At 44.8% G+C, this 14,416-nt stretch carries 14 protein-coding genes; 7 read left to right on the forward strand and 7 right to left on the reverse strand.

Annotated elements, in window-relative coordinates; translation table 11 throughout:
* The first annotated feature begins 346 nt into the window (after nucleotides 1–346).
* Together ccoG and RT034_RS09495 are read left to right on the forward strand one after the other, a co-directional pair.
* On the forward strand, nucleotides 347–1,771 hold the full coding sequence (gene ccoG / locus RT034_RS09490) for a cytochrome c oxidase accessory protein CcoG (protein WP_313016139.1): 1,425 nt from the start codon (nucleotides 347–349) through the stop codon (nucleotides 1,769–1,771).
* Between the two features lie 125 nt (nucleotides 1,772–1,896).
* Nucleotides 1,897–2,463: a FixH family protein gene (locus tag RT034_RS09495; protein ID WP_313016140.1), complete on the forward strand. Its 567-nt coding sequence runs from the start codon at nucleotides 1,897–1,899 to the stop codon at nucleotides 2,461–2,463.
* A gap of 137 nt (nucleotides 2,464–2,600) precedes the next feature.
* Here RT034_RS09495 and RT034_RS09500 read toward each other — a convergent pair whose 3' ends face one another.
* On the reverse strand, nucleotides 2,601–3,524 hold the full coding sequence (locus RT034_RS09500) for a PHP domain-containing protein (RefSeq protein ID WP_409566366.1): 924 nt from the start codon (nucleotides 3,522–3,524) through the stop codon (nucleotides 2,601–2,603).
* A 191-nt stretch (nucleotides 3,525–3,715) separates the two neighbouring features.
* On the opposite strand from RT034_RS09500, the gene RT034_RS09505 reads away from it, so the two are divergent.
* From RT034_RS09505 to RT034_RS09520, 4 genes are all read left to right on the forward strand, one after another.
* Nucleotides 3,716–4,279 carry an inner membrane-spanning protein YciB gene (locus tag RT034_RS09505; protein WP_076777102.1) on the forward strand — a complete coding sequence of 188 codons (564 nt, stop codon included), beginning with the start codon at nucleotides 3,716–3,718 and terminating at the stop codon, nucleotides 4,277–4,279.
* 12 nt (nucleotides 4,280–4,291) lie between these two features.
* The gene (locus RT034_RS09510) at nucleotides 4,292–4,594 is read left to right on the forward strand and encodes a YciI family protein (RefSeq protein WP_313016144.1); all 303 of its coding nucleotides are present in this window, start codon (nucleotides 4,292–4,294) and stop codon (nucleotides 4,592–4,594) included.
* A 65-nt stretch (nucleotides 4,595–4,659) separates the two neighbouring features.
* On the forward strand, nucleotides 4,660–5,088 hold the full coding sequence (locus RT034_RS09515) for an SH3 domain-containing protein (RefSeq protein ID WP_313016146.1): 429 nt from the start codon (nucleotides 4,660–4,662) through the stop codon (nucleotides 5,086–5,088).
* Between the two features lie 44 nt (nucleotides 5,089–5,132).
* Nucleotides 5,133–6,413: a TIGR03862 family flavoprotein gene (locus RT034_RS09520; RefSeq protein ID WP_313016148.1), complete on the forward strand. Its 1,281-nt coding sequence runs from the start codon at nucleotides 5,133–5,135 to the stop codon at nucleotides 6,411–6,413.
* Between the two features lie 24 nt (nucleotides 6,414–6,437).
* On the opposite strand, the gene RT034_RS09525 is transcribed toward RT034_RS09520, so the two are convergent.
* Nucleotides 6,438–7,787 (reverse strand): APC family permease, encoded by a 1,350-nt coding sequence (locus RT034_RS09525; RefSeq protein WP_313016150.1) that lies wholly within the window; start codon nucleotides 7,785–7,787, stop codon nucleotides 6,438–6,440.
* A 146-nt stretch (nucleotides 7,788–7,933) separates the two neighbouring features.
* Between RT034_RS09525 and mnmC1 the strand changes: the two genes are divergently transcribed.
* The gene (gene mnmC1, locus RT034_RS09530) at nucleotides 7,934–10,027 is read left to right on the forward strand and encodes an FAD-dependent 5-carboxymethylaminomethyl-2-thiouridine(34) oxidoreductase MnmC1 (protein WP_313016152.1); all 2,094 of its coding nucleotides are present in this window, start codon (nucleotides 7,934–7,936) and stop codon (nucleotides 10,025–10,027) included.
* Nucleotide 10,028: 1 nt separating this feature from the next.
* Here mnmC1 and RT034_RS09535 read toward each other — a convergent pair whose 3' ends face one another.
* From RT034_RS09535 to RT034_RS09555, 5 genes are all read right to left on the reverse strand, one after another.
* Nucleotides 10,029–10,838 (reverse strand): glycosyltransferase family 2 protein, encoded by an 810-nt coding sequence (locus RT034_RS09535; protein WP_313016153.1) that lies wholly within the window; start codon nucleotides 10,836–10,838, stop codon nucleotides 10,029–10,031.
* Complete coding sequence (locus RT034_RS09540) at nucleotides 10,835–11,734, reverse strand: beta-1,6-N-acetylglucosaminyltransferase (protein WP_313016155.1); 900 nt, start codon at nucleotides 11,732–11,734, stop codon at nucleotides 10,835–10,837. Before RT034_RS09540 ends, RT034_RS09535 begins: the two co-directional genes overlap by 4 nt.
* A gap of 4 nt (nucleotides 11,735–11,738) precedes the next feature.
* Nucleotides 11,739–12,740 (reverse strand): glycosyltransferase family 52, encoded by a 1,002-nt coding sequence (locus tag RT034_RS09545; RefSeq protein WP_313016157.1) that lies wholly within the window; start codon nucleotides 12,738–12,740, stop codon nucleotides 11,739–11,741.
* Nucleotides 12,737–13,993 carry an oligosaccharide flippase family protein gene (locus RT034_RS09550; protein WP_313016158.1) on the reverse strand — a complete coding sequence of 419 codons (1,257 nt, stop codon included), beginning with the start codon at nucleotides 13,991–13,993 and terminating at the stop codon, nucleotides 12,737–12,739. Before RT034_RS09550 ends, RT034_RS09545 begins: the two co-directional genes overlap by 4 nt.
* On the reverse strand, nucleotides 13,993–14,416 hold a 424-nt coding region (locus RT034_RS09555; protein WP_313016160.1), incomplete at its 5' end, for an N-acetylneuraminate synthase family protein. The genes RT034_RS09555 and RT034_RS09550, both read right to left, overlap by 1 nt.

Here is a 14,416-nt window from a genome sequence, read left to right on the forward strand (position 1 = left end):
CTTATTTTGTGTTGTCAATAACTTTTTTCTTTAATTTTTTATGACCGCTCAACTTCTATCTATATTAATTTAAGTTGTTGTTTTTACTACAGTTTGTAGCCGTAGTCGCTGCCAGTGAGTGCGTATTATACGCTTTTCTTTTTACCTGTCAATACCAATGGGAAAAGTTTTTTTATTTATTTTGCAGTTGTTGATAATTCCCTTTATTTTGTGGGTATTTACTGCCATTTGATATATAATTGAATATATTGTTTAAGCAATTTTTTGTTAGGCGGTGTTCGGTGGTTTTACGGTCGTCGTCTTGCAATTTTTTATGTTCATGTCAGAAAATATGTGAGGGCAAACAATGTCTGTACAACCTCCTTCCCCTGCTGGTAATGATTTTAGACTCCCTGTCCACCAAGTAGATGCCACTAAAAAACGCGTACACCCCCGTTTTGTGACGGGTTTTTATCAAAACATCCGCGTTGTCAGTATGTATTTTTTATTGTTGTTGTTTTTGGTGTTGCCTTGGATTCGCTATGGCGGACACCAAGCAATATGGTTCGATTTCTCGGGTTCTAAGATTGTGCTATTTGGGCTAACTTTTTTACCCCAAGACGTTTTTATTTTTGCGTTTTTCTTTATGGTTGCTGCTTTTTTATTGTTTATGGTAACCGTTTATGCCGGTCGTGTTTGGTGTGGCTATGCCTGTCCACAGACGATTTGGACGCATATGTACCAATACACTGAGAAGCTTATCATCGGTGATCGTAATAAGCAGTTTAAGTTAGATAAAGCGCCTTGGAATGGCGAAAAAATCATGAAACGCGGCTTGGTGTATCTGATTTGGTTTATCATGGCGTTGGTGACTGCATTGACGTTTAGTAGTTATGCCGTTGGGACTGATTATCTTTATCATAGTTGGCAATGGTTTGGCGTTATTCCTGTGCCAGATTGGACGCCGCTAACTTGGGTTTCGGTACTTATTTTTACCTTTGCGACGTTTGCCAATGCAGGCTATATGCGTGAGCACTTTTGTACCCATATTTGCCCCTATGGCCGCTTCCAAAGTGTGATGTTCGATAAAGATACGTTAATTGTAACTTACGACTATAAACGTGGTGAGCCACGTGGCGCGCGTAAAAAAGGCGGTGAAGATGAGAATTTAGGCGACTGTATCAACTGTCTGATGTGTGTGCAAGTATGTCCGACGGGTATCGATATTCGTGATGGTTTGCAAGTTGAATGTATCCAGTGTGCGGCTTGTGTCGATGCGTGTAATGACATCATGGATAAAGTCAATAAACCACGCGGTTTGATCCGCTATAGTACCGAACGCCAGTTGGTAGAGAATGAGCCAAGTAAAATTTTGCGTCCACGGTTTTTTGCTTATTTGGCGGTGATTGCGTTGTTGATTGGGACGGGGGTTTATTTTTTAACCAGCCGTGTACCGCTGCAGATTGATATTCGCCGTGACCGTAATCAGTTGTCGTCAATCAATGCGCAAGGTTTGGTAGAAAATAACTACATTATCAAAATCACCAACAAAACCCAGCAAGACCATGATTATGCGGTGACATTGACACCACAACCCGGCTTAAAACTTGATAGCCGCTTTAAAACCATTCCATTAGAAGCTGGCGAAAGTTATGACTTCCCTGTCAGTGTGCTGGGCGATCCAAAAGTGATTACCCAAAGCAATATCCCTATCCAAATGCAAGTGGTGAGCGTGGATGATGGCGGTAAATATAAAGCGGTAAAAGATAACGTGTTTACCACCGATAAATAAGTTTAATTGCCTAAAAAAGCTGATTTTGATAATCGGCTTTTTTTATGGCAAATTGTTGGCGCACGTTATTGGGTACGGGTTTTTCTGCTATACTAGCTTTTTGATTGTTATCTGCTGAGTCGTCTATGGCAACACCGACAAATTCTCCTGCTTCATCAACTTCTAATCAGTCGATATCCAAACTTTGGTATAAAAATTATATGGTTTGGATTTTTGTCATTGGTCTGCCGCTATTTGTGGTAGTCGCCTGCATCTGGTTCGTGTTTTACTCGGTGAGAATCCAAGACTCCACCGTGCGTGATGACTGGTACATGGATGGTAAGACCTTATATGCGGATGTGTCCAAAGACAAACTGGCGCATGATTTGGGGCTGACAGGTCAAATGATGATTAGCCGTCAGGCAGTGAGTTTTAAACTTGAGGCGCCCGCCAGTGACAAGTTTAAAGCACCTGAGCAATTGGCAGTAGAGATTTCCCATGCCACCCAAAAGCAAAAAGACCGTGACATTATTATCAAACGGTTAAGTGATGGCAGTTATGCGGGCAATGTGCAGCTAGACCCGTCTAAAGGCAAATACTATATTGTGGTGCATGACCCAGCCAATAGCTGGCGACTGCGTGCTATTGAGGAATTGCCGATGGCAAAGTCGATTGAGTTTAAGCCACTGACGGCGTTTGACAAAAAATCTTAGTTTCAGTTAACTAATTACAGGTACTTGGTTACAGCTACTGCTTTACAGCTACTTGGCGTCCTTGTGCCTTTCATAAATATATTCATAAGCAAAAATACTAAAAAATCTTGCTGGGTAGTCAACGAAATGGTAAGTGTTTAACAACTCTCCCAAATCCCCACTTGCCCTTCATGCAATTTTGGCACGCCGCCAAGTACCCGCCACGGCATGGTGCTGCCATGAAAATCACTACCGATAGACACTTTTAACCCATGTTCTTTAATGACCCGATCCACCATGTGGCGGGCTGAAGTCGGTTCATTACTGGCGGGCAATTCCACTGCATCGCCACCGCTACTGGCAAAATCTGCAATCAGTTTACGCACTTTGTTGGCGGTTAAATTATAACGGGTCGAATGAGCCAAAGACGCTTTGCCACCACACTCATGAATCAAATTGATGCAATCTTTAAGCGATAAACCATCGAGTGCCACATAGCAAGGTTTATGGTCAGCTAAATACCCAGTAAAGGCTTTTTGCACATCACTCACCAAGCCTTGATCCGCCATCACTTTAGCGATATGGGTACGACCGACCGCTTGCGGATTACCTTTGGCTTGCACTAACACAGCCTGCCAAATCTCATCCATCGGGCGTTTAAAGGTACTTGCCACACGCTCGCACATCGCATAGCCGCGCGTTTCTCGATTGGCTTGGATGGCAGCGAGTTTGCTATGCATTGTTTCGATATCACTAAAGCCGTAACCCAGTACATGAATCACTTTTTCATTTTGGGCAGGTTTTTTGGAGTAGCCGCCCATGACACGATGACGACAGCTGATTTCAACGCCATGAATCAGCGTCATACCAAGACTTTCAGCGGTTTGGCGCGCCTCAGGGATACCAAGTACCGTATCATGGTCGCTTAAGGATAATACTTTCACCCCTTTTTCATGCGCTTTTTGCACCACTTCGCTTGGGCTAAAAGTGCCATCTGAGCGGGTACTGTGACAATGCATATCAATCGGAAGTTGGGTATAAATAGGACTGCTAGACAAGATATCGAGGTTTAAAGAATTCACAAATACGCCTTAATTACAAAAGCTGGTTGCCAACAATAGGACAAAAAGAGGTTAAGACAAAGAGGGGTTAACTCTGCGCTAGCTCGCTCACAAGTGCACGTGGTGGATGAAGCAAGGAAAATCGCAAAGTTACTTTTCGATTTTAGCATATCCGTGTAAACTAGCGGCTAAGATTTTTGTTAGAGATGACTATGAGCGGTTTATTGGATTTGCTACCTTTACTGGCATTTTTTTACTTTTCCAAACAGCAAGGGGTATTGGCAGGTGCGGCGGCGTTATTGATTACGACACTGGTGGTATATGTTGTGCATTTTGCCCGCCAAAAAGGCAAGCTCAATAAACAGCAGTGGGTGACGCTGATTTTAACGGTGGGATTTTGTGGGTTAAGCTTAATTTTCCATGACGAAGCGTTTTTAAAATGGAAATCAACCGTCATCAATAGCGTATTTGCAGTTGCCCTCATTATCAGTGTCGCGATAGGTAAACCGCTATTAGAACTGGCAATGAAAAATGTGTTTCGATTGACCCAATCAGGCTGGAATAAACTCACCCTCGCTTGGGCAGGGTATTTCTTGCTGATGGCAGGTTTGCAATATTATTTTGCGTTTTTTACCAACAACGATACTTGGATTAATTTTAAAAGCTGGGGCTGGATACCGGTGATGCTGGTGTTTTTAATCGGGCAATTTGTGTTCTTAAAAAACCATCTAAATCCAGATATACAGCAACAAATCAATGATAAAGGAAAAAACTAAAGGAGAATATGGATGGCACTTTATATTATTATCGGTCATGACGTCCCTGATAGCCTTGAGCTACGCAAACAGTTTCGCCCGGCTCATCTTGAGCGTCTTACCCGGTTAGATGAACAGCACCGTCTAATCATCGCAGGCCCTACGCCCATTGCGCATGGGGAGCCTGAAATGAGTGGCAGTGTATTGATCGTGGATTTTGACAGCGATGAAGCCGTGCAAGCTTGGGCAAGTGAAGAACCTTACTTATTAAATGGTGTGTATAGTCATGTGGATATCAAACCTTTTATCCAAGTTTTTCCTAAATCAGCGAGTTAATGTTGGGTTTAGCAGTTGTTTGTAGTACATAATTGGCAAAGTCTGGGTGGTGATAGGTGACAAGCATGAAAAATTTGGTGGGCAGATTGGCAAACGGCGCAGTATTATTGACGGTATTACAGGTGACAAGCCTGACCCATGCAGCGCCGCAAGTTGTCGTCACTGACCCAAAAACAGGACAACCACTCGCCAAACAGCCAGAAATTGCCTCAAGCGTTGCCAGTAGCACCTCACCGATGCAAAACCCCAAACAACCTACCCTTGCCCAGCTCAACCAGCCCACTGACAGCCAGTTGTCTAACGCCAACCAACAACTATTGGCAAAAAATGCTGAATTACAAAACCAAGTTGATAGTTTAAATACGCAGGTCAAAGTGCTTGTCAATGAGCGCAGTGGACAGATTTTTATCTATGGTGCGGTCACTGCATTATTGAGTGGGATACTGGGCATCGCACTGGGCTGGCTGGTCGCAGGGCGTAAAGGTCGTTGGTAGTCAACTTTATAAGCCTACTATTATAAGCCTGACATTGACTTGCTATGATGCCAAATAACCAAGCCGGCCTACCAAAAAAGCCCATCGTCGCCATCATTGGCGCGGGTCCTGCTGGCCTGATGGTGGCAGATTATCTGCGCCAGTTTGATGTTACAATCCACGTATTTGAACAAAAACCATCCCCTGCCCGCAAACTGTTGATGGCAGGTAAATCTGGACTCAATATCTCGCACGCTGAGCCCGTTGATACCTTTGTTACGCGTTATCAGCCCAATGATTGGCTTACGCCGCATATTCAAGATTTTAATGCGGCGCATATCCGTGATTTTATGACCCGCTTAGGGATTGAATCTTTTGTTGGCTCGACAGGTCGCATCTTTCCTACCATGATGAAAGCCTCGCCATTGCTGCGGGCGTGGTTGCAAGCGCTGCAGCAGGACGGCGTAACGTTTTTTTATCGGTATAGCTGTGACAACATTGAGGGCAAGCAAGCGACTTTTTCGGTAGCGCGTGAAAGCGGCAACCTAACTGTTAGCCAAAGCTTTGATGCGATTGTGTTGGCAACGGGCGCGATGTCATGGTCGCGGCTCGGTAGTGATGGCAAATGGCAGGCATGGCTCAGCGATGCAGAATTGACGCCGTTCTATGCCAGCAATGTCGGTATCTGTCGCCCATTGTCGCAGCCTTGGTCAGCGCATTTGCACCGCGATTTTGGCAAAGCGTTAAAACGGGTGAAAGCCCAGGTGACATTGCCCAATGGCAAAATTGAGCAGGGTTTTGGTGATATTATTCTCACCCATTATGGCATGGAAAGCGGGCTGATATATCGGCTCAATCGTGCCATGCGTGAGCAATTAAATCATACGGGTAAAATATCACTACAACTTGATTTGCTACCTGATGTGTCTGACGAAAAATTATTGAGTAGTTTAAAAAATCCCAAAAAACAATCGCTAGCTAACCTTTGGCGAAAGGCAGGCCTTGATCCGGTCAAAATCGCCTTACTCAGAGAAATCGTCGCAAAAACGCACTGGCATGATGCCGATAAAATGACAAAAGCAATCAAACAGTTAACGGTCGAATTCGATAACTTTCGACCGATTGAAGAAGCGATTAGTTGTGGCGGCGGGGTAAAGCGCACAGCATTAACTAAGGATTTTGCGCTAAAATCCAATCCTTATGTATTTTGCTGTGGCGAGATGCTTGATTGGGATGCGCCAACGGGTGGCTATCTGCTAACGGCTTGTTTTGCCACGGGTCGAGCCGCCGGACAAGGCGTGGCGCAGTTTTTAGCGTTATCCAAAAAATTGACGCAATTCACTTGACATAAAGCACTTGGCGTAAGGTATTTATCGACTGTGTAGATAGCGACTGTAAAAGTAGGCAAGCAGGAGCACGAGCGCACAAATGGGTAAGCAGACAGGTAAAAACAGCGGATTTTGCATACCGCCGAACACGACCATCAATGAGCCCAATGCCGCCAAAATCGGCGATATCACACCGAATAACATACTTTTGATATGACCTTGTTGCCATAAGCGAAACACCGCAAAGTAAAGTACCAAATACAGCAAGTAACTCACCACAATCGCGATTTCTGAAATATCCATATCGCCAAGTAGCTGACTTTTCATCACCGCATAATGTACAGCCGCCCAAAACATAGACAAGGCAAAACCTAGCAGCGCTGAACCAACCGATAACTGATAGTTGGGCGAGACCTGACGCAATTGCGCGCTAAACGGAATCAATGATTTGAGCGCTAAAGAATGCGGTAGACGAATCAGCCCTAATACCAAGCCATTCACCGTGCCCATCACCGAAATCACCACAAATACCAAAAAGGCTTTGGCAGCGGTTTCGCCAAATAACTGGGTTGCCACCACGTAGACGCTTTCATCACCCAATGCCATCACTTGTGCGGCGCCTAGATATGAGGTAAGTCCAACAAAGTACAGCAAATACCCCAATAAAATCAACATAGGCGCGACAACTAGTGCAATCGGTAAATTACGTTTGGCATGTTTGATTTCCCCTGAAATACTGGTAGAGACCACCCAGCCATCAAACGAAAATGCAATCGGACCAATGGCGCCGAGCCATGCCAAAGACTGGGTCGCTTGACGCGCGGATTCACTTGGATGGGTTAACGCAGCCACAGGGTCGCCATAGACAAACGCCATCACCCCTAGCACAAATAGCGGAATTAATTTAACGATGGTGGCAAAGACTTGAAAGCGCCCTGCAAACACCGCTGCCATCACATTAAACAGATAACAAATGACAAACCACGTAAGTCCAATGCCCATTTGTAATTCAAGCGATGCCTCTTTTACCCCAAATAACAGGGCAGTGTAAATACCCACCACCCACGTCACCACCACGCCAAGTGTGGGGTAATACAAAAATAATTGAAACCAACCAATCATCGTAGAAAAATGAGGACTGACAAATTCATCGGCATAGCCAATCAAGCCGCCATGCGCATCGGTACGTTTTGCCAGCTCAGCAATCGATAGCGAACCAAAAATAATCGCCACCGCCGCCAATACAAAAACCACCACGCCCAGCGCCACATTGCCATTGGTATATTTTAAAACATTGTCTGCCTTAAAAAATATCCCTGAGCCAATCACAATCCCCACAATCATTGCCAATGCGGTGATTAGGTTATAACGCCCGTTAGTTGATTGATTCATGTTGTTACCACACCCAAAAAAAGCTGCATGCCATGTTGCAATGATAAAAAATCAGTTATGCTATACCCCCTAATCGCTGTTTTCAAGCCTTGTATTAGTAATATTTTACTTAGCACTAACTTTTAGTTATTTATTATGGGTCACTGATGTCACAATCTAGCCAACGTCCTGTCACAAACTCAAGCAAAAACCCACCATCAACCATTCAAACCGCCAAACTGCGCTGGCAGCTAGACGATAACGGCGTGACTGTCCCCCTCTCTAGCGAATTTGGTGATGTTTATTTTTCCAAAACGGACGGCTTGGCAGAATCTCGCTATGTTTTTATTGATGGCAACAACTTAGCCACTCGCCTCACTAATTTGAAGAACTTTGAACGATTTGTCATCGGTGAAATTGGTTTTGGCACAGGGCTTAATATCTTGGCTATTTGGCAACTGTGGCAACAAATCAGACCTGACAATCACAGCCATTTACATATTATTACCACCGAAAAATTTCCCCTCAGCAAAACTGACCTTGCGCAAGCGCTGGGCGTGTGGACAGAGCTTGCTGGGTTATCACAACAGCTCATTGACAACTATCCGCCACCACTGGCTGGCTGCCATCGTTTGAACTGGTTTGATGAACGATTGACGATTGATTTATGGCTTGGCGATGCGACGAGTAGTTTGTCGCAAGTGACTGGGCAAGGCAAAGTCGATGCGTGGCTGCTTGATGGGTTTGCGCCGAGCTGTAACCAAGAACTTTGGTCAGAGAGTTTATTTGCTCAAATTGCAAGGTTATCCAAAACTCATACGACTTTGGCGACATTTAGCGTGGCAAGCGCAGTCAAACAGGGGCTAAAATGTCACGGTTTTACCTTAGCCAAACGTAAAGGCTTTGGCAAAAAGCGAGAAATGCTCATCGCAAGCTTTCAACCTAAGTTAACATCCGCCAATTTTTGCGAGCTTTGTTTTCGCTATAACAAAAAAATTAAACCATTTTTTGTTACCCTCCCCTTTACTGCATCTTTTGAATCCCGACGTCATCAACGTCGAAAAGCCAATCAAGCTAAAGCGTTTGAACTACCCAATTTTTCTGCTATTACAAAACCTCTGTCTGTGGCGGTGATTGGGGCGGGTGTAGCGGGTTTAAGCAGTGCGTATGCTTTAGCCGCCCGTGGACACAAGGTCACCATTTTTGATAAAGATAAGCCATTGGCAGGCGCATCGGGCAATATCCGCGGTTTTCTTGCACCAAAACTTACCAGCCTAAAACGCCTTGAAACCAATTTGCATGCGATTGGTTATTTGGCAAGCTGTCGATTTTACCCTTATTTGACCGCACAAACCGGTATTAACATCCTACAAACCACCGGCTGTTTGGATTTACTCTCACACAATCGCTTACAACTCGATGAAGTCAAAGACTTCCCACCCCAATTTGCCCGTTTATTGACCGCTGAACAAGCCAAAGCGAAGGTCGGTTATGAGGTTGGGCAAGCAATATTTTTGCCCAATGCGGGGTTAATCACTACCGCAAACTTTGCCAACGCTGTTTTATGCCACCCCAATATTAGCTTTCAAACCGAGGAATTAACCTATTTTCAGCAAGCCTATTTTCAGCAAGATAGCGACCAAGTGCTATTAACATTCACTGAGCGTCAGCAGTTTTTTGACCATGTGATTTTGTGCATGGCTTTAGACACCTGCGATTTTTTACCCACCATCAAACGCTTTAATCACAGCCGTGGGCAAGTGACGTGGTTTGCCGTCGATGAGCATGATAAATCACAGTTGCCAAAACTGCCGCTAAAGTATGGCAGTTATTACGCCAGTTTTAACGAAAACAGTAAACGCCATGTCATGCTTGGGGCAAGTTTTGTCAGGGATACCTTGGATACCACGCCAGCCATCACTGACCATAAGATGAATGTGGCAGATTTGGCGGATGCGGTGCTCGATTTGGTCAATAACACCGATATGTTTACCGTCGAAAAAAACATACCCCATTGGCAGGGTCGCGCCAGTATCCGCAGCCAAACCGTGGATTATCTACCCCTAGTTGGGCAGGTGTGGCAAGCGGGTTATGAAAGCAACAGCCGAGTATGGAGCTTTTCGGCATTGGGGTCAAAGGGCTATGCTTATGCGCCGATTTGTAGTGAGCTGTTGGTCGGTTTACTGTGTGGGGAAATATTGCCGTTAGCTAACAAGATGGTCAACAGTTTAAGTCCCAATCGCAAGGTCATTCGGCGCTAGGTTATTTTCTTAAAAGTTTTTGATAAACCAAACTGCGTAAACTATTTGGCAATAATCGCACAGGTAAGCGAATGGCGAGATTTTTAAGCAGTTGCGCAATAGGCAAAAACCCTTGTTGATAAAAGCTTTGCTGAATTGCCCACTCGTATCGGGCATACGCCAAGCCCCCGCGCCGTTCATACATCGCATCCCCTGCCCGTGCATACACCAGCACCTGTGGCAAATTGGCAAAGCGATACCCTGCCAGCAACAACCGCACCCACAAATCATAATCTTCAAACAGCGGCGCATGCCGATAGCTACCGACCGCTTGTACCGCTGATTTTTTGAAGGCAACGGTCATGTGGTTGATGGGATTGCGCGACTTGGCTGAGGCAAAAATCGTCTCGTGTGAGGTTGGCACCGTGCGAGATTTTTTTCCCTGTGACCGCTGCTTTTCAAATTCAATGATTTGCCCGCCCAACACGTCAATGTTGGGATGGTTTTGGATAAAGTTGATTTGCTGCTCAAAGCGGTTAGGCACACAGATATCATCCGTATCCATGCGCATGACCCAGTCATGTTGACAAGCGTTTAGACCTGCATTCAAGGCTTGTCCCAGTCCCACGTTGTTTGTTAAAGCGATAATCGTTAACGGTAGTTGTGGCTTAAACTCTTGTACCACTTTTTGTAATGCCAAATTGATTGGACCATCAAAAACCAATACAACCTCATCGGCTTGGCGTGTTTGATTGACCAAGCTGGCTAGACATTCGGCAAGAAATTCGGGGTTTTCTTTGTCGTATAGGGACATCAGTACAGAAAATTTCATGTTAATTCACCCAGCCAAGTCAATGCCACATCCTTTTTTACTTTACGAGCAAACCAATAGCCGTCAAATTTCGCCCGCTCCAGCTTTAATAAATCCAAATAGATCGGGCTATTACCATTGTTGATGGCTTTATCAAACACGATAAGCCGTTTGTTGTTGTTACTAAGGCGCAGCTGATTAGCGGAGTTTTTTTGACTATGCTGTTGTTGACTAGGCTGTTGTTGGCTGTGCTCTTGCTCAGTTTGGTTTTGTTGAGTCAGCTTTTCACAAATCAAGGTTTGAAAAAAGTGTTCATCGGGCACCAGTTTGTGACGGAAAAAATCACTGTATTCATCGGCAAAAGGCACAATTTTTTCCCAGTCTTCACGCGTCACTGAAAACCATTGTGAGCCAAAATAAATGGGCGAGTGATAGGGTTTTACTTTTGCCACGCCTTGTTGCAGTTTGGTGATGATTTTGCCCGTCAATTGCCGTTGCCAGTTGCTATCGGCATGGGGACTGTCCATAATAAAGCGATAGGCATACTGTGGCGCTATCTCGCAGGTCATCATCGTCTGAAAATCAAACCACTGTTGCCACTGTTTTTCTATCACTTCAAATGGTTGTAACACCACATCTTCACCGCTTAACAGATGAAAATAAGCATTGTCCTCATTGGCAAACGCTTTTTCAAACAATTTTAACGTCGCTTTAATTTGGCTAAACCCGCCCCAACGCACCGTTATTCTATCTTTGAGCAAAAATACATTGGCTAGCTGTGCAGTCTCAGCGTCAGGAAAATAATCGGATTTAGCATCCATATGCACATAAAAATTGACATTGGGCTGAATTTTCGCCAGCTTAATAAAATAACTGATATCTTGGTGAGCTTGAACCAGCACGGCGTGTTTTTTCATGCGGTTATCCTTTGAACGCAGCTACATTCTCTGTGTTATCTAAATTAATCAGAGTAAAGCCACGACTGGCAAGAAACTCATACGCATCAGGGAATTTATCCCACAGCGCTTGGGTATACACCATAAATACTTGGGTGCGGGGAAATTCTTTGAGCGAAAACACGGCAGTGCTGATAAAGGTATAAATTTCAAAGCGTTGCTGGGGGTTTTGTTGCAATGCCTCGCTTAGATAATCTTCAATGATTTTATCGCTATCAATCACCGGCAAAAGATGGCTAAAATCCAAGTTTTCTCGCGGGTGTGGACAAAATGCGTCAATGGCAAACTCGCTTACCATCTTTGTCACGATATCCCGATACGCCGTTTCGCCGATAAAGTTATCAAGGGCTTGCCCCAATAACAGCCGTTTTACTGGCAAGCTTTCATCAGACTGATTGTCTACTTTATCAAACAAATAAACAGGCTCGGTAGTAGCTATGATATTTTTTTCCTGGGGAAAAATGGTGAAATGTTTTTTGGAGATAGCCAAAATACTAGGGATACTGGGATAAGTAATGCCCACGGCGTGTTTAAAAAGTTGTAGTGGCAAGGATTTTGGTAACGGTTGAAAATAGCTAGAATTGGGGAAAATATTAGCGGTGCCGTCATCAAAGGTATACAGCTGTTGGAATTTTACTTTAGAAATAACAAATTGCAAAAACAACACATCAATACTGGCAAGATAGACATTTTCGATAGGTTTTTGCCAAATATCAAGCGTGTTAAGTGTGGTTTTGATGTGGTTTAGGGTGGCAAAACGTTCGCCCCAGGTTTTATTGTTCAGTTCGATAAAGGCGGACTTTTGGCAGACCTGCTCAAGTTGGTCAAAATAATAGCGGTGTTTGGGCTCGCTTTTTGAATGGACGCCATACGGCAAATAAAGCCCAATAAAGGGGGTACTGTGTTGCTTAATAATTTGCTTGGCAATCAACACTTGCAAGGGGGTGATACAAATAATGAGATTCATGGCGTTTTTTTGACCTTTTCCACCTGCAGCGTATAATAATATAACAACGGCAAAATCACCACGCCACTAATAATAGTCGCATACGGCACCGCCGCCAGTGATACGCCACTTAACACCCACAAGGCAACCAAATACACCACCGTTGAGATGACGGAACACAGCGAGATTTGCGCGCTTTTGGCATGATAAAACAAAAAATTCACCAACAATAAATACGGAATTATCAGCGAAAACGCCAGTACAAACATCACCGCATAATACTGGCTTTGGGCAAAATCTGCCCCCAAGAGCCACGCCATCAATGACGATGGCATCGCCCAAGCCATGGCAGTCAACATAACAGGCACCATCAAACTCAGCCAAAACAGTCGATGCAATTGCATCACTGTCATGCGCTGCGATTTTAGCCGTTCATATAAGTGAGGCACCAGCGCAGAATTGACCGCCATAATCACAATGGTCAAGCTACTGGCGACTTGCACCCCTGCCGAATATACGCCTAGCTCATGACTGCTAAACCGCTCGTGAATCAACACTCGGTCAAGTTGCCCTTTGATGGTATAGCTTAACCCATGTAACAGCAGCGGCAAGCCTAGCGTTAAAATATAGCCAAGTCCCAGTTTGAGCCGTTTTGGGGTAAAACGAAAGTTGATAGCAAATTGGTATTTTGCCCACGCCAACGCTGCCACAAAAGTAAAGCCATGCGCCAAGATAATCGCAATCAGACGCTGGGCAACTTTATCGGTGGTATCGCCAGCAAAAAACTGAAAAATCAGCAGCGTCCATAGCAAATTGCCCAAGGCTAAGCCCAGTTGGATGGTCAAATAGCTAAACGGCCGTTTTTGACATTGCCGCAGTGCCAGTTGGTTTTGCACCAAGGTTTGCAAAAAGGCGGTAAAAAAGCAGTAAAATAACAATTCGCTATGTAACAGCCAACTAATGGCGATTCCAATTAACAGCACGCCCACGCTATATAGCCCGCCTGCCAATAAAATATTGCCTAGCCCATGTCTGCCATACACATAAAAATAACGGGTCAAAGCGCCATTTTGCGACAGACTCATGGCAATTACAATAAATGCCGTGAGCGATAAATAATAGGACAAATCGCCAAAGCCTGTTGTGCCTAATACCCGTGTTAAATAGGGCAATAGCAAAAACGGCACGGCTTTGGCGGTCATCTCGCCTACCACATAAATCAGGCTGTCTTTGAGCAAAGCAGATTGTGTTAAACGTTTGATTTTATTTAACATTACCTTTCAAGGACATCCCACGAGGTGGCGGTATTGGCTTGGATATCCGTTAGCACTTTTTTGCCCATTAATTCATCATAAAACTTCGGGGCAAGACCAAAGCCAGGGCGAACGCTACGGATGCAGCTTTCATCAATCACATCCCCTGCCGTCATGTCTTTGACAAAATACAGTGAACGGCGAAATTGCACATTGCCGATTTCGCTTGATTTTCGCCCATAATCGACTTGTCCCAGCGCTTGCCAAGCGGTTTTGCTGTCACGGCAGAGCGCGGTGAGTTCGTCTTTTTCCAGTGAAAAACTGTCATCCGCCCCGCCGCCATTGCGGTCTAGGGTGACATGTTTTTCAATGATACACGCCCCCAATGCCACGCTTGTCACGGCGGTGGTGTTGTCAAGCGTATGGTCGGATAAGCCAATCGGC

The organism is Moraxella sp. CTOTU48841 (assembly GCF_032061225.1).
Lineage (GTDB): Bacteria > Pseudomonadota > Gammaproteobacteria > Pseudomonadales > Moraxellaceae > Faucicola > Faucicola cinerea.

Excerpts from the sequence above, each read along its gene's own strand:
- RT034_RS09545 (WP_313016157.1), bottom strand. The coding sequence starts at position 12,740 with ATGAATCTCATTATTTGTATCACCCCCTTGCAAGTGTTGATTGCCAAG.
- ccoG (WP_313016139.1), top strand. The coding sequence starts at position 347 with ATGTCTGTACAACCTCCTTCCCCTGCTGGTAATGATTTTAGACTCCCT.
- RT034_RS09550 (WP_313016158.1), bottom strand. The coding sequence starts at position 13,993 with ATGTTAAATAAAATCAAACGTTTAACACAATCTGCTTTGCTCAAAGAC.
- RT034_RS09515 (WP_313016146.1), top strand. The coding sequence starts at position 4,660 with ATGAAAAATTTGGTGGGCAGATTGGCAAACGGCGCAGTATTATTGACG.
- RT034_RS09535 (WP_313016153.1), bottom strand. The coding sequence starts at position 10,838 with ATGAAATTTTCTGTACTGATGTCCCTATACGACAAAGAAAACCCCGAA.
- RT034_RS09505 (WP_076777102.1), top strand. The coding sequence starts at position 3,716 with ATGAGCGGTTTATTGGATTTGCTACCTTTACTGGCATTTTTTTACTTT.
- RT034_RS09540 (WP_313016155.1), bottom strand. The coding sequence starts at position 11,734 with ATGAAAAAACACGCCGTGCTGGTTCAAGCTCACCAAGATATCAGTTAT.
- RT034_RS09495 (WP_313016140.1), top strand. The coding sequence starts at position 1,897 with ATGGCAACACCGACAAATTCTCCTGCTTCATCAACTTCTAATCAGTCG.
- RT034_RS09520 (WP_313016148.1), top strand. The coding sequence starts at position 5,133 with ATGATGCCAAATAACCAAGCCGGCCTACCAAAAAAGCCCATCGTCGCC.
- RT034_RS09525 (WP_313016150.1), bottom strand. The coding sequence starts at position 7,787 with ATGAATCAATCAACTAACGGGCGTTATAACCTAATCACCGCATTGGCA.
- RT034_RS09510 (WP_313016144.1), top strand. The coding sequence starts at position 4,292 with ATGGCACTTTATATTATTATCGGTCATGACGTCCCTGATAGCCTTGAG.
- mnmC1 (WP_313016152.1), top strand. The coding sequence starts at position 7,934 with ATGTCACAATCTAGCCAACGTCCTGTCACAAACTCAAGCAAAAACCCA.